18 protein-coding genes are annotated in these 19,065 nt (G+C 61.4%); 14 read left to right on the forward strand and 4 right to left on the reverse strand.

All coding sequences use genetic code 11. The annotated features are described in order from the left end of the window. Nucleotides 1-5 precede the first annotated feature (5 nt). Together FFS60_RS15795 and FFS60_RS15800 are read right to left on the reverse strand one after the other, a co-directional pair. Nucleotides 6-287 carry a pyrimidine/purine nucleoside phosphorylase gene (locus tag FFS60_RS15795; RefSeq protein WP_028629443.1) on the reverse strand — a complete coding sequence of 94 codons (282 nt, stop codon included), beginning with the start codon at nucleotides 285-287 and terminating at the stop codon, nucleotides 6-8. 78 nt (nucleotides 288-365) lie between these two features. Then, on the reverse strand, nucleotides 366-908 hold the full coding sequence (locus FFS60_RS15800) for an exonuclease domain-containing protein (protein ID WP_028629442.1): 543 nt from the start codon (nucleotides 906-908) through the stop codon (nucleotides 366-368). Nucleotides 909-1,024: 116 nt separating this feature from the next. On the opposite strand from FFS60_RS15800, the gene FFS60_RS15805 reads away from it, so the two are divergent. Continuing rightward, a complete protein-coding gene (locus FFS60_RS15805) occupies nucleotides 1,025-1,897 on the forward strand; it encodes an NAD(P)-dependent oxidoreductase (RefSeq protein WP_028629441.1) in 873 nt (290 codons plus the stop codon). Between the two features lie 125 nt (nucleotides 1,898-2,022). On the opposite strand, the gene FFS60_RS15810 is transcribed toward FFS60_RS15805, so the two are convergent. Beyond that, on the reverse strand, nucleotides 2,023-2,364 hold the full coding sequence (locus tag FFS60_RS15810; protein ID WP_137822486.1) for a DMT family protein: 342 nt from the start codon (nucleotides 2,362-2,364) through the stop codon (nucleotides 2,023-2,025). A gap of 69 nt (nucleotides 2,365-2,433) precedes the next feature. Here FFS60_RS15810 and FFS60_RS15815 point away from each other — a divergent pair, with 69 nt between their 5' ends. From FFS60_RS15815 to FFS60_RS15825, 3 genes are read left to right on the forward strand one after another with little or no spacing between them, the layout of a single operon-like run. Then, nucleotides 2,434-3,285 (forward strand): hypothetical protein, encoded by an 852-nt coding sequence (locus FFS60_RS15815; protein WP_137822487.1) that lies wholly within the window; start codon nucleotides 2,434-2,436, stop codon nucleotides 3,283-3,285. Between the two features lie 44 nt (nucleotides 3,286-3,329). Continuing rightward, nucleotides 3,330-3,587: a YkgJ family cysteine cluster protein gene (locus FFS60_RS15820; RefSeq protein ID WP_081668103.1), complete on the forward strand. Its 258-nt coding sequence runs from the start codon at nucleotides 3,330-3,332 to the stop codon at nucleotides 3,585-3,587. Between the two features lie 46 nt (nucleotides 3,588-3,633). Next, the gene (locus FFS60_RS15825; RefSeq protein ID WP_028629438.1) at nucleotides 3,634-4,236 is read left to right on the forward strand and encodes an START domain-containing protein; all 603 of its coding nucleotides are present in this window, start codon (nucleotides 3,634-3,636) and stop codon (nucleotides 4,234-4,236) included. Nucleotides 4,237-4,302: 66 nt separating this feature from the next. Here FFS60_RS15825 and gltA read toward each other — a convergent pair whose 3' ends face one another. Further along, a complete protein-coding gene (gene gltA, locus FFS60_RS15830) occupies nucleotides 4,303-5,589 on the reverse strand; it encodes a citrate synthase (RefSeq protein WP_028629437.1) in 1,287 nt (428 codons plus the stop codon). A 362-nt stretch (nucleotides 5,590-5,951) separates the two neighbouring features. On the opposite strand from gltA, the gene sdhC reads away from it, so the two are divergent. From sdhC to brnQ, 10 genes are all read left to right on the forward strand, one after another. Next, entirely contained in the window at nucleotides 5,952-6,326 is a 375-nt protein-coding gene (gene sdhC / locus FFS60_RS15835) for a succinate dehydrogenase, cytochrome b556 subunit (RefSeq protein ID WP_028629436.1), read from the forward strand. Continuing rightward, nucleotides 6,320-6,688, forward strand: coding sequence for a succinate dehydrogenase, hydrophobic membrane anchor protein (gene sdhD / locus FFS60_RS15840; protein WP_028629435.1), 369 nt, complete (start codon nucleotides 6,320-6,322; stop codon nucleotides 6,686-6,688). The genes sdhC and sdhD overlap by 7 nt, the downstream gene beginning before the upstream one ends. 3 nt (nucleotides 6,689-6,691) lie before the next feature. After that, nucleotides 6,692-8,464, forward strand: coding sequence for a succinate dehydrogenase flavoprotein subunit (sdhA, locus tag FFS60_RS15845; protein WP_028629434.1), 1,773 nt, complete (start codon nucleotides 6,692-6,694; stop codon nucleotides 8,462-8,464). Nucleotides 8,465-8,475: 11 nt separating this feature from the next. Then, on the forward strand, nucleotides 8,476-9,192 hold the full coding sequence (locus FFS60_RS15850; RefSeq protein WP_028629433.1) for a succinate dehydrogenase iron-sulfur subunit: 717 nt from the start codon (nucleotides 8,476-8,478) through the stop codon (nucleotides 9,190-9,192). Between the two features lie 244 nt (nucleotides 9,193-9,436). Continuing rightward, the gene (locus FFS60_RS15855; protein WP_137822488.1) at nucleotides 9,437-12,268 is read left to right on the forward strand and encodes a 2-oxoglutarate dehydrogenase E1 component; all 2,832 of its coding nucleotides are present in this window, start codon (nucleotides 9,437-9,439) and stop codon (nucleotides 12,266-12,268) included. A gap of 44 nt (nucleotides 12,269-12,312) precedes the next feature. Further along, nucleotides 12,313-13,536, forward strand: a complete 1,224-nt coding sequence (gene odhB, locus FFS60_RS15860; protein WP_137822489.1) for a 2-oxoglutarate dehydrogenase complex dihydrolipoyllysine-residue succinyltransferase — start codon at nucleotides 12,313-12,315, stop codon at nucleotides 13,534-13,536. A gap of 69 nt (nucleotides 13,537-13,605) precedes the next feature. After that, nucleotides 13,606-15,042 (forward strand): dihydrolipoyl dehydrogenase, encoded by a 1,437-nt coding sequence (gene lpdA / locus FFS60_RS15865; RefSeq protein ID WP_028629430.1) that lies wholly within the window; start codon nucleotides 13,606-13,608, stop codon nucleotides 15,040-15,042. Nucleotides 15,043-15,242: 200 nt separating this feature from the next. Next, nucleotides 15,243-16,412 carry an ADP-forming succinate--CoA ligase subunit beta gene (sucC, locus tag FFS60_RS15870; protein WP_028629429.1) on the forward strand — a complete coding sequence of 390 codons (1,170 nt, stop codon included), beginning with the start codon at nucleotides 15,243-15,245 and terminating at the stop codon, nucleotides 16,410-16,412. After that, nucleotides 16,412-17,299 (forward strand): succinate--CoA ligase subunit alpha, encoded by an 888-nt coding sequence (sucD, locus tag FFS60_RS15875; protein WP_028629428.1) that lies wholly within the window; start codon nucleotides 16,412-16,414, stop codon nucleotides 17,297-17,299. The genes sucC and sucD overlap by 1 nt, the downstream gene beginning before the upstream one ends. Before the next feature lie 307 nt (nucleotides 17,300-17,606). Then, nucleotides 17,607-18,920: a branched-chain amino acid transport system II carrier protein gene (brnQ, locus tag FFS60_RS15880; RefSeq protein WP_028629427.1), complete on the forward strand. Its 1,314-nt coding sequence runs from the start codon at nucleotides 17,607-17,609 to the stop codon at nucleotides 18,918-18,920. Nucleotides 18,921-19,065: the final 145 nt, after the last annotated feature.

Here is a 19,065-nt window from a genome sequence, read left to right on the forward strand (position 1 = left end):
CGCTTTTAGCGGTATTCACACAGGTAAGCGGTGTCCTGGGCGACTTTCAGCTGGAACTTGCTGTTGGCCGGAACGGTGAACTTGCTACCGGAGGCGAAAGTTTCCCAGGTGTCGCTGCCCGGCAGTTTCACCGTCAGGGCGCCGGCGATGACGTGCATCACTTCCAGCTGGCTGGTGCCGAATTCGTACTCGCCAGCGGCCATTACGCCGATGGTGGCCGGACCTTCGGTCATGCCGAACGCAATGGATTTGACGGTGCCGTCGAAGTATTCGTTGACCTTGAACATGCTGGGCTCCTGGATGGGGTCTGAAAGGGCTCGACAGTATGCCCAAGGCCGGTTTTGCCGTCACTAGGTCCGCAAGCTTCAGGCGGGAAGTACGAGGGGTAGCAGGCGTGCGGTGTTGCGGGCGTCTTCGAGGGCTCGGTGTTGCTGGCCCTGGAAGTGCAGGCCAGCCAGTTGCAAGGCGGTGTGCAGGCCCACCGCGCGCTTTAGCTGACGCGCATCCGCGAACCGCTGTTTGAGGTTCAGATGGGGTAGGGCGGCCAGGAGGCTGTGCAGCCCGTGCAGTTGCCACTCCTGCTCCAGTTGGCGGCGGTCGTAGTCACCCCAGCTTGCCCAGCCCGCCAGGCGCGGGCTGTGGTGGCCGAGCCAGCGCTCGAAGGTCTGCCATACCTGGGGCAGATGTGCGGCACTGTCCACGTCGGCCTGGCTGATATGCGTGAGCTGGCGGCAAAAGCCCGTCAAGCAGGGGCGGCGTGCGGGGCGGACAAAACGCTGGAAATGGTCCACCTCATGACCGTCCGCACGAACCAGGGTGGCGCCTATCTCGATGATTTCCATTTCTTCCAGTGGCCAGCCACCTTCTTCGGTGGTGGCTTCCAGGTCGATGACCAGCCAGTGCGGCATGGGGGTCTCCTTGGCAAAGGGGCGGCTGGGCCGGCCTGGAGCGAGTATGGTGGTGCTTTCGCGGGGCGGCAAACTGCGTGTTAGGCTTTTCCGCAGGTCGACGAAGGAGAACAACAATGGCTGAAGTAGCGTTCATTGGTCTGGGAGTCATGGGCTTCAATATGGCCGGGCACCTGGCTTGCGAAGGGCATTCGGTGCGGGTTTACAACCGCACGCCGGGGAGGATCTCACTGTGGTGCGACGAGTTCGGCGGCGATGCCTTTGCCACGCCGCGCGAAGCGGCCGAGGGGGCGGAGTTCGTGATGGTCTGCGTCGGAAATGACGCTGATCTGCGTGCGGTTCTGCTGGGGGAGGACGGCGCCTTCGCCGGGATGGCACCCGGTTCGATCCTGGTGGACCACACCACGGCGTCGGCGGATGTGGCGCGGGAAATGGCCACGCTGGCTGCCGAGCGCGAGCTGGGTTTCCTCGATGCACCGGTTTCTGGCGGCCAGGCGGGCGCCGAAGCGGGCATGCTGTCGGTGATGGTTGGTGGGGAACGGGTTTTCTACGACCGCGCCGTGCCGGTAATCGACAGCTACGCCAAGATGATTCGACATATGGGGCCGGCAGGTAGCGGCCAATTGACCAAGATGGTCAACCAGATCTGTGTTGGCGGCCTGCTGCAAGGGTTGGCCGAGGCGCTTCACTTTGCCCAGTGCGCCGGCCTGAACGCGCAAGGCGCCATGGAGGTGATCAGCAAGGGGGCCGCCCAATCCTGGCAGCTGGAACATCGTCACCAGACGATGCTGGAGGGCAATTTCGATTTCGGCTTTGCCGTGGACTGGATGCGCAAGGACCTGTCCATCGTCCTCGACGAGGCCGCGCGTAACGGCGCGCAACTGCCGGTGACTGCGCTGGTGGACCAGTTCTACGCTGAGGTCCAGGCCATGGGCGGTGGGCGCTGGGATACGTCCAGCCTGATCGCGCGGCTGAAAAAGCCCGCGTAGCGAGTGATGTCGGTGTCCTGAGCAAAGACCAGGCTAGGCGGAAGGCGGGGAGAAAGCGGAGTTGGCGACCGTCAATGAGCATTTCGAGCCGATTTCCGACAACCCCTGGTCGACGATCGGGTCGCCTAGCTGCGGAAAATGAAGTAGACCGCGCCTAGCAGGCATAACCCCGCCCAGAGGTAGTCCAGCTTCAAGGGCTGTTGCATGTAGAGCACGCTGAACGGCAGGAAGATCGCCAGGGTGATCACTTCCTGCATGATCTTCAGCTGGCCAACCGAGAGCTCGGTGTAGCCGATCCGGTTGGCTGGCACCATGATCAGGTACTCGAACCAAACGATGCCCCAGCTGATGAGCGCCGCAATTACCCGGGGTTTGGTGTTCAGGGTCATCAGGTGGCCATACCAGGCAAAGGTCATGAAGGCGTTGGACAAGGTGGGCAGGGCTGCGGTCTGCATCCATACCGGCATGATCTGAGGTTCTGTGTTAGGGGGCGCGCAAACCTCATGGGTGCTGATTCTCAAGGAAAGGGGAGAACCATGGCCTTCTGGCGTGGATTGGGATTCGCGGCGCTGGTGCTGCTCGGGGTTGTGATCGCGACGTTGCGAGGCATTGATGTCGCACGCAAGCAGCCGGTGACCGCGGCGTTGCACCTGCCACCGGCGTTCGCGGTGGCGCGGGATTTCGATTTTGGACGCTACCGCCTGTCCTGGCGTGGCCAGGGGTTCGTGGTTTATCCGCGAAGCCGGCCGGAGAAGGTGCTCTGGGCTGTCGATGGCGGCTTCCTGGCGGCGGGTAGGGGGCAAGCTGAGCCTGATTCGCTCAAGCTGGGGAAGGAACTTCGCGACCGGCGTGAGTTGATCTGTCGCGAACAGAGTCTTGAAGCGTTCGAGCGCCTGGGGAGCAAGTTGATGCTGAAAGGGCAGTTGCGCTGCGTCGACGGCAGTCTGAGTCGCTATGTGGTGGCCTTGGCGGATGATGGTGAGCGTGGCCTGGTGCTGGAAGTGACCCTTGAAGATCCAGATTTGAACCGGCTTTTCCTGAGCTGGCGTCGGGAGGCGGGCGAACGGGTGTTCGGTTTCGGCGATACTTCCGGGGCGTACGACATGTCCGGTAGGCGTCTGGTCGTACCTGCTGCCGGGAGCTCGCCGGTAGAGGAGGGGGGCTCGGTCGCAACCCAGGCCTTCTACGCCACCTCGCGCTTGCGAGCTTTCCACAGCCAGTCTGCGGCCTATCAGTTGTTCGATCTACGCGACCCGCAGCGCGTAGGGCTGGAAGTGCATGAAGGGTGGCTCGTGGCGCGTATCTACAAGGGCGATAGCCCGGAAGAGCTGCGTGAGCATCAGGCATCGGTCGTCGGGGTCGTGTCAACACCGCCTCCGGCCAAGTAAAATGCGCTTTCGTGCTGCCATCCTATCGTTCGAGGTTCTTCACCATGCTCTGCCGCCCCGGCTGCGGTGCCTGCTGCATTGCGCCGTCCATCAGCTCCCCGTTGCCCGGTATGCCTTTAGGCAAGCCTGCGGGCGAACGCTGTCTGCACTTGTCCGCTGAGAACCTCTGCCAACTATTCGGTGACCCGCGCCGGCCAGCAGTGTGCGGCGACTTCGATGCTGATCCCGAGGTCTGCGGTAACAGCCGGGAGGATGCCATCCGCCTTCTTGGCTGGTGGGAGCAGGCAACCTCGGCGGCCTAATCTTTCAACCGGCTTTCGGTCGGTACCGTTCGAGCAAGGAGAGATCATGAGAATCAAGGTTGTGGCGCTCTGTGCCCTGGGTTTGCTGGCAGCATCCATTGCCCATGCCGAGGACTGGAAGCTGGCCAAGGACGAAGACGGCATCAAGGTGTTCCTGAGTGAGGTGCCGGGTTCCAAGTACAAGGCCTACCGCGGTGTCGCTACCATGAAAACTGATATCGCCACCCTGCGTGCCCTGCAGGAGGATGTCGCCGGTTCCTGCGCCTGGATCCATGAGTGCAAGGATCAGAAGTTGCTCAAGAACGAAGGGGCCCAGAGCTGGACCTACACCCGTTTCAATACGCCCTGGCCGGTCACGCCGCGGGATTCAGTGATCCACGTGACTTCCGAGTTGGCGGCGGATGGAGGCGTGACGCGCATTCTCGAAGGGGTGCCGAAGTACCTTCCGGAGGCTGACGGCTATGTGCGGGTGACTCAGGTGGTCGGTTTCTGGAAGCTGGTGCCGAAGGGGGCGGGGGAGGTGGAAGTGACCTATCAGGCGCACACCGAGCCTGGCGGTAGCGTGCCATCCTGGCTTGCGAACAGCTTCGTGGTCGATGCGCCTTTCAATACCTTGAAAGCGATGCGCCAGCGGGCGGAAAAGCGCTGAAAGGCTAGACAAAGTTGAAATAAAAAAGGCTGCCGATTGGCAGCCTCTTTCATTGTGCGGTCAGCCTTACTTGCGGCCATCCAGCGAGACGAAGTCACGCTTTTCGTAGCCGGTGTAGAGCTGGCGCGGACGGCCGATCTTGTAAGGGCCGGAGAGCATTTCCTTCCAGTGCGAGATCCAGCCGACGGTGCGTGCCAGGGCGAAGATCACGGTGAACATGCTGGTCGGAATGCCGATGGCCTTCAGGATGATGCCCGAGTAGAAGTCCACGTTCGGGTAGAGGTTGCGCTCCTTGAAGTAAGGATCGTTACGCGCGATCTCGTCGAGCTTCATGGCCAGTTCCAGCTGCGGGTCGTTGATGCCCAGCTCAGCCAGGACTTCGTCGCAGGTCTGCTTCATGACCTTGGCGCGCGGGTCGAAGTTCTTGTACACGCGGTGGCCAAAGCCCATCAGCTTGAACGGATCGTTCTTATCCTTCGCTTTGGCGATGAACTTGTCGATGTTCGAAACGTCGCCGATCTCGTCCAGCATGCTCAGTACGGCTTCGTTGGCGCCACCATGTGCCGGGCCCCAGAGGGCGGCGATGCCTGCAGCGATGCAAGCGAAGGGATTGGCGCCGGACGAACCGGCCAGGCGTACGGTGGAGGTGGATGCGTTCTGCTCGTGGTCTGCATGCAGCACGAAGATGCGATCCATGGCCTTGGCCAGTACCGGGCTGATCGGTTTGATCTCGGCCGGGGTGTTGAACATCATGTGCAGGAAGTTTTCCGCGTAGTTCAGGTCGTTACGCGGGTACATCATGGGCTGGCCCATGGAGTACTTGTAGGCCATCGCCGCGATGGTCGGCATCTTGGCGATCAGGCGCATCGCCGAGACTTCGCGGTGCTGCGGGTTATTGATGTCCAGGGAGTCGTGGTAGAAGGCGGAGAGGGCACCGACCACGCCGCACATGATCGCCATCGGATGGGCGTCGCGGCGGAAGCCGTTGAAGAAGCTCTTCAACTGCTCGTGAACCATGGTGTGGTTCTTGATGGTGCCAACGAACTTGGCCTTCTCTTCAGCGTTCGGCAGCTCGCCGTTCAGCAGCAGGTAGCAGGTTTCCAGGTAGTCGGATTTCTCTGCCAGCTGCTCGATTGGATAGCCACGGTGCAGCAATACGCCCTTGTCGCCGTCGATGTAGGTGATCTTCGACTCACAAGAGGCGGTCGACATAAAGCCAGGATCAAAGGTGAAGCAGCCCGTGGAGGTCAGGCCCCGCACATCGACTACATCGGGTCCCATGGTTCCGGACAGAACGGGCAGCTCTACGGGGGCTGCGCCCTCGATGATCAACTGCGCTTTTTTGTCAGCCATAGCGGCCTCCTAGTTATGCTTGAAATCATCAGACAGCCCCCCACGCAGGGCCCGGGACACTATAGAGGTATAAATTCGAATGTCAATTTGAAGAAACCCATGTGGCAGTGGGGTTTGCGTGGGTTTTTCGGTGAAAAAAGAGGGGCTATTTACGCCTTTTATATAGGCAGTGCAATCCGCTTTTAGGGGCAGGTGTTCGCATTGTCATTAGTCAGCTAACTGTCTATACTCAGCGCCCGATCGCCAGGGGCCTTAAGCCCATATTCTGGAGGTCGGCACTCCCTTTGGTGAGGGGTACCTGATCAGTGCACTTCCCGACAACTTGCCCTGTTAGTTAGGGGCCTCAGTGTGAAAAAAAAGCCGTGAATAGCCAACGACCTGTAAACCTAGATCTCAGGACCATCAAACTCCCCATCACTGCTTACACGTCCATCCTGCATCGTATCTCTGGCGTCATCCTCTTCTTCGGCATTGCCGTGCTGCTGTTCGCACTCGACAAGTCGCTGAGCTCCGAGGAAGGCTTCGAGCAGGTCAAGGCGTGCCTGACCAGTCCGCTGGCCAAGCTGGTGGTTTGGGGCCTCCTGTCCGCACTGCTTTACCACTTGGTTGCCGGTGTGCGCCATCTGGTAATGGATGCGGGCGTCGGCGAGACGCTCGAGGGCGGCAAGCTGGGCTCGAAAATCGTCATCGTAGTTTCTGCGGTGCTGATCGTGCTGCTGGGAGTGTGGATATGGTAACCAACGTTACGAACTTCTCGCGTTCGGGCCTTTATGACTGGATGGCCCAGCGCGTTTCTGCGGTCGTTCTCGCGGCTTATTTCCTTTTCCTGCTGGGCTACCTGCTGTTCAGTCCGGGTCTGACCTACGCCGACTGGCACGGTCTGTTCTCCCACACCGCGATGCGCATCTTCAGCTTGCTTGCCCTGGTCGCCCTGAGCGTCCACGCCTGGGTCGGCATGTGGACCATCTCCACCGACTACCTGACGCCGATGGCGCTGGGCAAGGCGGCGACTGTCGTGCGTTTCCTGTTCCAGGCGGTATGCGGCATTGCAATGTTCGCGTTCTTCGTCTGGGGCGTGCAGATTCTCTGGGGTGTGTGATCCATGGCTAGCATTCGTACTCTTTCTTTCGACGCCATCATCGTAGGTGGCGGCGGCGCCGGCATGCGTGCTGCGCTGCAACTGGCTCAGGGCGGTCACAAGACCGCCGTTGTGACCAAGGTGTTCCCGACTCGCTCCCACACCGTTTCGGCCCAGGGTGGCATCACCTGCGCAATCGCTTCGGCCGACCCGAATGATGATTGGCGCTGGCACATGTACGACACCGTCAAGGGTTCCGATTACATCGGTGACCAGGACGCAATCGAATATATGTGCTCCGTTGGTCCGGAAGCCGTGTTCGAGCTGGAACACATGGGCCTGCCGTTCTCCCGTACCGAGCAAGGTCGCATCTACCAGCGCCCGTTCGGCGGCCAGTCCAAGGACTTCGGCAAGGGCGGCCAGGCTGCCCGTACCTGCGCTGCGGCCGACCGTACCGGTCACGCCCTGCTGCACACCCTGTATCAGGCAAACCTGAAGAGCGGCACCTCGTTCCTCAATGAGTGGTATGCCGTAGACCTGGTGAAGAACCAGGACGGCGCCGTGGTTGGCATCATCGCGATCTGCATCGAGACCGGTGAAACCGTCTATATCCGCTCCAAGGCCGTGGTTCTGGCCACCGGCGGTGCAGGCCGTATCTACGCCTCCACCACCAACGCCCTGATCAACACCGGCGACGGCGTGGGCATGGCCCTGCGTGCAGGTGTGCCGGTTCAGGACATCGAAATGTGGCAGTTCCACCCGACCGGTATCGCCGGCGCCGGCGTGCTGGTGACCGAAGGTTGCCGCGGCGAGGGTGGTTACCTGATCAACGCCCATGGCGAACGCTTCATGGAGCGCTATGCTCCGAACGCCAAGGATCTGGCTGGCCGCGACGTGGTCGCCCGCTCCATGGTGAAAGAAGTAATCGCTGGCAACGGCGTGGGCCCGAACAAGGACCACGTACTGCTGAAGCTCGACCACCTGGGCGAGGAAGTTCTGCACAGCCGCCTGCCCGGCATCTGCGAGCTGTCCAAGACCTTCGCGCACGTCGATCCGGTCGTCGCGCCGATTCCGGTTATCCCGACCTGCCACTACATGATGGGTGGCGTTGCCACCAACATCCATGGCCAGGCCATCACCCAGGACGCCAACGGCAACGACACCATCGTCGAAGGCCTGTTCGCGGTGGGCGAAGTGGCTTGCGTATCGGTACACGGCGCCAACCGCCTGGGCGGCAACTCCCTGCTCGACCTGGTTGTGTTCGGTCGTGCCGCCGGTCTGCACCTGGAGAAGGCGCTCAAGGAAGGTATCGAGGCGCGCGGCGCCAGCGAGACCGACATCGAGCAGTCGCTCAAGCGTCTGTCCGGCGTCAACGAGCGCACCAGCGGCGAAGAAGTTGCCCCGCTGAAGCGCGAGCTGCAGCAGTGCATGCAGAACTACTTCGGTGTGTTCCGTACCGGCGAATACATGCAGAAGGGCATTGCCCAGCTGGCCGATCTGCGTGAGCGCATCGCCAACGTCAAGATCAACGACAAGAGCCAGGCCTTCAACACCGCGCGCATCGAAGCGCTCGAGCTGCAGAACCTGCTGGAAGTCGCCGAGGCTACCGCGATCGCCGCGGAAGTCCGCAAGGAGTCCCGTGGCGCCCATGCCCGCGAAGACTTCGAAGATCGCGACGACGAGAACTGGCTGTGCCACACCCTGTACTTCCCGGGTGATAAGCGCGTTACCAAGCGCGCCGTCAACTTCGCGCCGAAGACCGTTCCGGCGTTCGAACCCAAAGTACGTACTTATTAAGGGTGGCCGACATGTCCAACACTCTCACTGTCAGCGTCTATCGCTACAACCCGGAGCGCGACAGCGCTCCGACCATGCAGGATTTCCAGATCGATACCGACGGCAAGGACGTGATGGTCCTCGACGTACTGGCGCTGATCAAGGAACAGGACGAGGGTTTCTCCTACCGTCGCTCCTGCCGTGAAGGCGTCTGCGGTTCCGACGGCATGAACATCAACGGCAAGAACGGCCTGGCGTGCATCACTCCGCTGTCCGCCGCCGGCCTGAAGGGCGGCAAGCTGGTGATTCGCCCGCTGCCCGGTTTGCCGGTCATTCGTGACCTCGTCGTTGATATGAGCATCTTCTACAAGCAGTACGAGAAGGTGAAACCCTTCCTGCAGAACGATACGCCGGCTCCGGCCATCGAACGTCTGCAGTCTCCGGAAGAGCGCGAGAAGCTCGACGGTCTGTACGAGTGCATCCTGTGCGCTTGCTGCTCGACCTCGTGCCCGTCCTTCTGGTGGAACCCCGACAAGTTCCTCGGCCCCGCTGCACTGCTCCAGGCCTATCGTTTCCTGGCCGACAGCCGTGACAACAAGACCGAAGAACGTCTGGCTGCGCTGGATGACCCGTTCAGTGTGTTCCGCTGCCGCGGCATCATGAACTGCGTGAACGTTTGCCCGAAGGGTCTGAACCCGACCAAGGCAATCGGTCACGTACGCAACATGCTGCTGCAGAGCGGTACCTGATTCGATTGCGGTACCCGTAACACCTGCGGCACCAGCCTGGCTGGTGCCGCAGTAAAACCAGGAACGCAGCTCACAAAGCCGTGTTCCTTATTTGAAAAATATATAGATGACCAGCAGGGGCAACCGGGCTGGTGCCCGGACTATCAGCGGGATCCTTGGTGGCTTACCGAAGTCGCTGTGCCAGGACTTCTAAGCCCTAGCGGTGTCCATGCCGATGGCGTCCCCTTATCGAGGGTGACAAAGCATGCAAGAAAGCGAAATGCAGCGCATGTGGAACAGCGCCCACCTATCCGGTGGTAACGCTGCATATGTGGAAGAGCTCTATGAGCTCTACCTGCACGATCCCAACGCTGTGCCCGAAGAGTGGCGCACCTACTTCCAGAAGCTGCCGACCGACGGCAATCTTGCCACCGACGTTTCGCACTCCACTATCCGCGATCATTTCGTTCTGCTCGCCAAGAACCAGCGCCGCGCTCAGCCGGTTTCCGCTGGTGCTGTAAGCAGTGAACACGAAAAGAAGCAGGTTGAAGTCCTGCGCTTGATCCAGGCTTTCCGCATGCGTGGCCATCAGGCCTCCAAGCTCGATCCGCTTGGTCTGTGGCAGCGTCCGGCTCCGGCTGACCTGTCGATCCGTCATTACGGGCTGACCGATGCCGACCTCGATACCACCTTCCGCACGGGTGAGCTCTACATCGGCAAAGAAGAGGCTACTCTGCGTGAGATTCAGCAGACCCTCAACGAGACGTATTGCCGCACCATCGGCGCGGAGTTCACCCACATCGTCGATTCCGAGCAGCGCAAGTGGTTCCAGCAGCGTCTGGAAAGCGTGCGCGGTCGTCCGGCGTTCTCGCCGGAAGTCCAGAGCCACCTGCTCGAGCGTCTGACCGCTGCAGAAGGCCTGGAAAAGTACCTGGGCACCAAGTACCCGGGCACCAAGCGTTTCGGCCTGGAGGGGGGCGAGAGCCTGATCCCGCTGCTGGACGAGATCATCCAGCGCTCGGGCTCCTATGGCTTGAAGGAAATCGTCATCGGCATGGCCCACCGCGGCCGTCTGAACGTTCTGGTCAACACCTTCGGCAAGAATCCACGCGACCTGTTCGACGAGTTCGAAGGCAAGAAGACCGAGGGCCTGTCTTCCGGTGACGTGAAGTATCACCAGGGCTTCTCCTCCAACGTCATGACTCCGGGTGGCGAAGTTCACCTGGCCCTGGCGTTCAACCCGTCCCACCTGGAAATCGTTTCCCCGGTGGTCGAAGGGTCCGTGCGTGCCCGTCAGGATCGTCGTCAGGACAAAGCCGGTGACAAGGTACTGCCGATCTCCATCCATGGCGACGCGGCCTTCGCTGGCCAGGGCGTGGTCATGGAGACGTTCCAGATGTCGCAGACCCGTGGCTACAAGACGGGCGGCACCATCCACCTCGTGATCAACAACCAGGTCGGTTTCACCACCAGCCGTCCGGAAGACTCGCGCTCCACCGAGTATTGCACCGACGTCGCCAAGATGATCCAGGCGCCGATCCTGCACGTGAACGGCGACGATCCCGAAGCGGTGCTGTTCGTTACCCAGCTGGCTGTCGATTACCGCATGCAGTTCAAGCGTGACGTGGTTATCGACCTGGTCTGCTACCGCCGTCGCGGTCACAACGAGGCTGATGAGCCGAACGGCACCCAGCCGCTGATGTACCAGCAGATCACCAAGCAGCGCACCACCCGCGAGCTGTATGCCGATGCCCTGAGCGCCTCCGGCGTGCTCGACGCCGCGGCCATCCAGGCCAAGGTCGACGAGTACCGCACCGCTCTGGACAACGGCCAGCACGTGGTCAAGAGCCTGGTCAAGGAGCCCAACAAGGAGCTCTTCGTTGACTGGCGTCCTTACCTGGGCCATGCCTGGACTGCTCGCCACGACACCCGCTTCGAGCTCAAGACCCTGCAGGAGCTCTCTGCCAAGGTGCTGGAGATCCCCGAAGGCTTCGTGGTCCAGCGCCAGGTCGCCAAGATCCTTGAAGACCGCCAGAAGATGGGTGCGGGTGCAATGCCGATCAACTGGGGCTACGCCGAGACCATGGCCTACGCCACTCTGTTGTTCGAAGGCCATCCGGTGCGCATCACCGGCCAGGACGTTGGTCGTGGCACCTTCTCGCACCGCCACGCGGCGCTGCACAGCCAGAAGGACGCCAGCACCCACCTGCCGCTGCAACATCTGTTCGACACGCAACCCAAGTTCGAACTGTACGACTCCTACCTTTCGGAAGAAGCCGTACTGGCATTCGAATACGGCTACTCGACCACCATGCCAAACGCCCTGGTGATCTGGGAAGCCCAGTTCGGTGACTTCGCCAACGGCGCCCAAGTGGTGATCGACCAGTTCATTACCAGTGGCGAGCACAAGTGGGGTCGTCTCTGCGGCCTGACCATGCTGCTGCCGCACGGCTACGAAGGCCAGGGTCCGGAGCACTCCTCCGCGCGTCTGGAGCGCTACCTGCAGCTGTGCGCCGAGCACAACATCCAGGTTTGCGTGCCGACCACCCCGGCTCAGGTCTACCACATGCTGCGTCGCCAGGTGATCCGTCCGCTGCGCAAGCCGCTGGTGGCCCTGACTCCGAAGTCGCTGCTGCGCCACAAGTTGGCCATCTCGACCCTGGAAGATCTGGCCGAAGGCTCCTTCCAGACCGTCATCGGCGAGATCGACCAGATCGATCCGAAGAAGGTCGATCGCGTGGTCCTGTGCAGCGGCAAGGTCTACTACGACCTGCTGGAGAAGCGTCGTGCCGAAGGCCGCGAAGATATTGCCATCGTGCGTATCGAGCAGCTGTATCCGTTCCCCGAGGACGATCTGGCCGAGGTACTGGCTCCGTACAAGAACCTCAAGCACATCGTCTGGTGCCAGGAAGAGCCGATGAACCAGGGCGCCTGGTACTGCAGCCAGCACCACATGCGTCGTGTCGCGGCGGCTCACAAGAAGGGCCTGTTCCTCGAGTACGCCGGTCGTGAAGGTTCGGCAGCCCCGGCTTGCGGCTATGCCTCCATGCACGCCGAGCAGCAGGAAAAACTGCTGCAAGATGCATTCACTGTTTAACGCCTTCGCGCAGAAGAAACCGAATTAGATAGGAACCCTACAGAATGGCTATCGAGATCAAAGCCCCCACTTTCCCGGAATCGGTTGCCGACGGCACTGTGGCTACCTGGCACAAGAAGCCGGGCGATGCGGTCAAGCGTGACGAACTGATTGTCGACATCGAAACCGACAAAGTAGTCATGGAAGTCCTCGCGGAAACCGACGGCGTCCTGGCTGAAATCGTCAAGAACGAGGGCGACACCGTCCTCAGCGGCGAACTGCTCGGCAAGCTGAACGCAGGCGCCGCTGCTGCCGCCCCGGCCGCTGCTGCCGCCGCTCCGGTCGCCCAGGCTGCTGCTCCGGCTGCCGCTGCTGCCGACGACGCCATCCTCTCTCCGGCCGCCCGCAAGCTGGCTGAAGAGAACGGCATCGACCCGAACAGCATTGCCGGTACTGGCAAAGGCGGTCGTGTGACCAAGGAAGACGTGGTCGCTGCCGTTGAAGCCAAGAAATCCGCTCCGGCCGCTGCTCCGGCTGCCAAGCCCGCCGCCCCGGCTGCCGAGGCTCCGGTCTTCGCCGCTGGCGATCGCGTCGAGAAGCGCGTACCGATGACCCGCCTGCGTGCCAAGGTGGCCGAGCGTCTGGTCGAAGCCCAGTCCACCATGGCCATGTTGACCACCTTCAACGAAGTCGACATGACCGAAGTCATGGCGCTGCGTTCGAAGTACAAGGACCTGTTCGAGAAGACCCACAACGGTGTGCGCCTGGGCTTCATGTCCTTCTTCGTCAAGGCTTCCGTCGAGGCGCTGAAGCGCTTCCCGGCGGTCAACGCTTCCATCGACGGCAACGACATCGTCTACCACGGCTACCAGGACATTGGCGTAGCTGTTTCCAGCGACCGTGGCCTGGTGGTTCCGGTTCTGCGCAACGCTGAGCTGATGAGCCTGGCCGAAGTCGAGAACGGCATCGCGACCTTCGGCAAGAAGGCCCGTGAGGGCAAGCTGTCCATCGACGAAATGACCGGTGGCACCTTCACCATCACCAACGGCGGCACCTTCGGCTCGATGATGTCGACCCCGATCGTCAACCCGCCGCAGGCCGCGATCCTAGGCATGCACAACATCATCCAGCGCCCGATGGCCATCAACGGTCAGGTTGTTATCCGCCCGATGATGTACCTGGCTCTGTCCTACGACCACCGCCTGATCGATGGCAAGGAAGCTGTAAGCTTCCTGGTGACCATCAAGAACCTGCTGGAAGACCCGGCTCGTCTGCTGCTGGACATCTGATCGGCAGTCTCTCTTCACGGCGGCCCCCCTTACAGGGGCCGTCCGGTTTCATATGAGAAGGAATGAGTTATGACCCAGAAATTCGACGTGGTAGTGATTGGTGCGGGCCCCGGCGGCTACGTTGCCGCCATCAAGGCAGCTCAGCTCGGCCTGAAAACCGCCTGCATCGAGAAGTACCAGGACAAGGAAGGCAAGACCGCTCTGGGCGGCACCTGCCTGAACGTCGGCTGCATTCCGTCGAAGGCGCTGCTGGACAGCTCCTACAAGTACCATGAGGCCCACGAAGGCTTCAAAATCCACGGCATCGAAGCCAAGGGCGTCACCATCGACGTACCGGCAATGGTTGGTCGCAAGAACACCATCGTTAAGAACCTGACCGGCGGTGTGAGCACCCTGTTCAAGGCCAACGGTGTGACCCTGCTGGAAGGCCACGGCAAGCTGCTGGCCAACAAGCAGGTCGAAGTGACCGGTTCCGACGGCAAGGTACAGATCGTCGAAGCCGAGAACGTGATCCTCGCTTCCGGCTCCAAGCCGGTAGACATCCCGCCGGCCCCGGTCGACCAGGACGTGATCGTCGACTCCACCGGCGCCCTGGACTTCCAGGCCGTTCCGAAGAAGCTGGGCGTGATCGGCGCTGGCGTCATCGGCCTTGAGCTTGGCTCCGTCTGGGCCCGCCTGGGCGCTGAAGTGACCGTCATCGAAGCGCTGGACAAGTTCCTCCCGGCCGCTGACGAGCAGGTTTCCAAGGAAGCCCTGAAGGTCCTCACCAAGCAAGGCCTCAAGATTCGTCTGGGTGCCCGCGTGACTGGCTCCGAAGTGAAGAAGAAGCAGGTCACTGTGAACTTCACCGACGCCAACGGCGAGCAGAAAGAAACTTTCGACAAGCTGATCGTGGCCGTGGGTCGTCGCCCGGTGACCACCGACCTGCTGGCCGCCGACAGCGGTGTGACCCTGGACGAGCGTGGTTTCATCTTTGTCGATGACTACTGCAAGACCAGCGTTCCGGGCGTCTACGCCATCGGCGACGTGGTACGTGGCGCCATGCTGGCCCACAAGGCATCGGAAGAGGGCATCATGGTCGCCGAGCGCATTGCCGGCCACAAAGCCCAGATGAACTACGACCTGATTCCGTCGGTCATCTACACCCACCCGGAAATCGCATGGGTTGGCAAGACCGAGCAGGCCCTGAAGGCCGAAGGCGTTGAAGTCAACGTCGGCACCTTCCCGTTCGCTGCCAGCGGCCGCGCCATGGCCGCCAACGACACCGCCGGTTTCGTCAAGGTCATCGCCGATGCGAAGACTGACCGCGTACTGGGTGTCCACGTGATTGGCCCAAGCGCTGCCGAACTGGTCCAGCAGGGTGCCATCGGCATGGAATTCGGCACCAGCGCCGAAGACCTCGGCATGATGGTCTTCTCGCACCCGACCCTGTCCGAAGCGCTGCACGAAGCGGCCCTCGCGGTGAATGGCCATGCCATTCACATTGCCAACCGCAAGAAGCGCTAAGCAATACCCCCTGCACGGGTCGCGCGCGAGCTCGTGCAGGACGAAGAACCACGGCGGGTGGCCCGTCGTGAGCATCGCCCAGTAGGGCGAGGCTCACCGCGGAAAGCCCGCCGGACTGCCTTCATCAGCAGTCACAGGTGGCGCGGCACCACGAATGCAGCGCCGAATGCGCAATACCTAAACGAAGACGGTAGACAAGCATGAATCTCCACGAGTATCAGGGTAAGCAGCTGTTCGCTGAATACGGCCTGCCCGTATCCAAGGGCTTTGCCGTAGACACCCCGGAAGAAGCCGCAGAAGCCTGCGAAAAAATCGGTGGCAGCGAATGGGTTGTGAAGGCCCAGGTCCACGCTGGCGGCCGCGGTAAAGCGGGCGGCGTGAAGCTGGTCAAGAGCAAGGAAGACGCCAAGGCGTTCGCAGCCAACTGGCTGGGTAAGCGCCTGGTGACTTACCAGACTGACGCCAATGGTCAGCCGGTCAGCAAAATCCTGGTCGAATCCTGCACCGACATCGCCAAGGAACTGTACCTGGGCGCCGTGGTAGATCGTTCCAGCCGCCGTATCGTGTTCATGGCCTCCACCGAAGGTGGCGTGGACATCGAGAAAGTAGCTCACGACACTCCCGAGAAGATCCTCAAGGCCACCATCGACCCGCTGGTCGGCGCTCAGCCCTACCAGGGCCGTGAGCTGGCATTCCAGCTGGGCCTGGAAGGTGACCAGATCAAGCAGTTCACCCACATCTTCGTTGGCCTGGCCAAGCTGTTCCAGGACTACGACCTGGCCCTGCTGGAAGTGAACCCGCTGGTCATCAAGGCTGACGGCAACCTGCATTGCCTGGACGCCAAGATCAACATCGACAGCAACGCCATGTACCGTCAGCCCAAGCTGCGCGCCATGCACGACCCGTCCCAGGACGACGCTCGTGAAGCCCATGCGCAGAAGTGGGAACTGAACTACGTGGCCCTGGAAGGCAACATTGGCTGCATGGTCAACGGTGCCGGCCTGGCCATGGGTACCATGGACATCGTCAACCTCCACGGCGGCAAGCCGGCCAACTTCCTTGATGTTGGCGGCGGTGCAACCAAGGAGCGCGTGACCGAAGCGTTCAAGATCATCCTCTCCGACAGCAACGTCCAAGCCGTTCTGGTGAACATCTTCGGCGGTATCGTCCGCTGCGACATGATCGCCGAAGGCATCATCGGTGCCGTGAAGGAAGTAGGCGTGAAGGTTCCGGTCGTGGTTCGTCTGGAAGGCAACAACGCTGACCTCGGTGCCAAGGTACTGGCCGAGAGCGGTCTGAACATCATCGCGGCGACCAGCCTGACCGACGCTGCACAGCAAGTCGTCAAGGCCGCGGCGGAGGGCAAGTAATGAGCGTCCTGATCAACAAAGACACCAAAGTCATCTGCCAAGGCTTCACCGGTAGCCAGGGTACTTTCCACTCCGAACAAGCCATCGCCTACGGCACCAAGATGGTTGGCGGCGTGACCCCCGGCAAGGGCGGCACCACCCACCTGGGCCTGCCGGTGTTCAACACCGTCAAGGAAGCCGTTGAAGCCACTGGCGCCGAAGCTTCGGTCATCTACGTTCCGGCTCCCTTCTGCAAAGACTCGATCCTGGAAGCGGCCAACGGCGGCATCAAGCTGATCGTTTGCATCACCGAAGGCATCCCGACCCTCGACATGCTGGACGCCAAGGTCAAGTGTGACGAGCTGGGCGTACGCCTGATCGGCCCGAACTGCCCGGGCGTGATCACTCCCGGCGAGTGCAAGATCGGCATCATGCCGGGTCACATCCACCTGCCGGGCAAAGTAGGCATCGTGTCGCGTTCCGGCACCCTGACCTATGAAGCCGTGAAGCAGACCACCGACGCCGGCTTCGGCCAGTCCACTTGCGTGGGCATCGGCGGTGACCCGATCCCGGGCTCCAACTTCATCGACATCCTGAAGCTGTTCCAGGAAGACCCGCAGACCGAAGCCATCGTCATGATCGGCGAGATCGGCGGTTCCGCTGAAGAAGAAGCTGCTGCCTTCATCAAGGCAAACGTGACCAAGCCGGTGGTGTCCTACATCGCTGGTGTGACTGCCCCTCCGGGCAAGCGCATGGGCCACGCTGGCGCCATCATCTCCGGCGGCAAGGGCACTGCGGACGAGAAGTTCGCTGCTCTGCAGGATGCTGGTGTGAAAACCGTGCGTTCCCTGGCTGATATCGGCAAAGCCCTGGCTGAGCTGACCGGTTGGGAAGTCAAGAACGCCTAAGGCATCTTGACGCAAGCAAAGGCCACCCCTCGGGGTGGCCTTTGTCTTTTCTGGTGCAACCTTTTTCTCGCTTGGTGAAACCGCTTGTCGGTTAAGCGACAGAAATGGTTGCTACTCCGACAGCCTGATCCACGTCAGGCGCTTGGCACAGTAAAATCGGTAGGGTTGCACCTTATCCCGCTTCCCCAGCTTCAAAAGAGCCGAGGCGGGCAACAGCGATCAATCCCAAACGGATGGATGACGTTTCCCCAAACCCCAAGGGAAACCCTTCGGAACGTATGAAATTCTGCCTGTGGTACTTCCCCTCATGATTCGATTGAAAGGCTCGGACCTCGTTGCCCTTGGTTTTATGACCTTTGCGCTTTTCCTTGGCGCAGGAAACATCATCTTCCCACCCAGCGCTGGCATGGCTGCGGGTGATAACGTCTGGCGTGCTGCGCTGGGCTTTCTCCTGACGGGTGTTGGCTTGCCGCTGCTGACCGTCGTCGCCCTGGCTCGCGTAGGGGGTGGGATGGACCGCTTGACCGCGCCGCTCGGTAAGCGTGCCGGCGTACTCCTGGCAGTTGCCGTGTATCTGGCCATTGGCCCGCTGTTCGCGACTCCGCGAACCGCTGTGGTGTCCTTTGAAATGGGCGTTGCCCCCTTCACTGGCGATAGCGGCGTTGCCCTGTTCCTCTACAGCGCTGCCTATTTCGCTGCCGTGCTCTTCCTTGCCCTGAACCCGGGCAAACTGGTGGATAGCATCGGTAAATTCATCACGCCGGTTCTGCTTTCGGCACTGTTGGTGCTGGGTGGCGCCGCGTTGTTCGCCCCCGCCGGGACTATCGGCACTTCAGCTGCCGACTATCAGGCCGCTCCCTTCGTTCAGGGCTTCCTGCAGGGCTACCTGACCATGGACACGCTTGGCGCCCTGGTCTTCGGTATCGTGATTGCCACCGCGATTCGCGACCGCGGCGTCCAGGACCCGCGACTGGTGACCCGCTACTCCGTGATAGCTGGCGCCATCGCCGCTCTTGGCCTGTCGCTGGTTTACCTGGCGCTGTTTTACCTTGGCGCGACCAGCCAGGGTATCGCCGGCGAAGCGCAGAACGGTGTGCAGATCCTCACTGCCTATGTGCAACACACCTTCGGCACTGCGGGCAGTCTGCTGTTGGCCGTGGTCATCACCCTGGCCTGCCTGACCACCGCGGTCGGCCTGCTCACCGCCTGTGGCGAGTTCTTCAGCAAGTTGCTGCCATTCTCCTATCGCACGGTGGTCCTGGCGTTTGGTCTGTTCAGCCTGCTGGTGGCCAACCAGGGCCTGACTCAACTCATCAGTCTGTCGGTGCCGGTGCTCGTGGGGCTTTACCCGCTGGCCATCGTCCTCATTGCCCTTAGCCTGCTGGATGCGCTCTGGGTCGACCCACGTCGTGTCTTCGTCCCGACAATGTCCATCGCACTGGTCTTCGGCGTGGCCGATGGCTTCGCAGCCGCAGGGTTCAAAGACGTTGTTCCTGCGCTCTTTGGCCAGATGCCACTGGCCCACCAAAGCCTCGGCTGGCTGGTGCCGGTGCTGGTTGTCCTGGGAATCTCGATAGTGGCCGACCGTCTTATGGGACGCGCTGTCGCCAGCCCGGTCTGACCGTTGCTGGATCGAGGAAGGCCGCCGAAGGGCGTAATGCTGTTCACTTAAGCGGAGCAGCATTGCGGTCCACCGGGTAGCGGGTCTTGCAGATCTTCACCGTCCTCGGCCTTGAGGGCCTTGGGCGGTGATCCAGAAACAGCCC

Source organism: Pseudomonas sp. D(2018), from assembly GCF_005502555.1.
GTDB classification, from domain to species: Bacteria; Pseudomonadota; Gammaproteobacteria; order Pseudomonadales; family Pseudomonadaceae; genus Metapseudomonas; species Metapseudomonas resinovorans.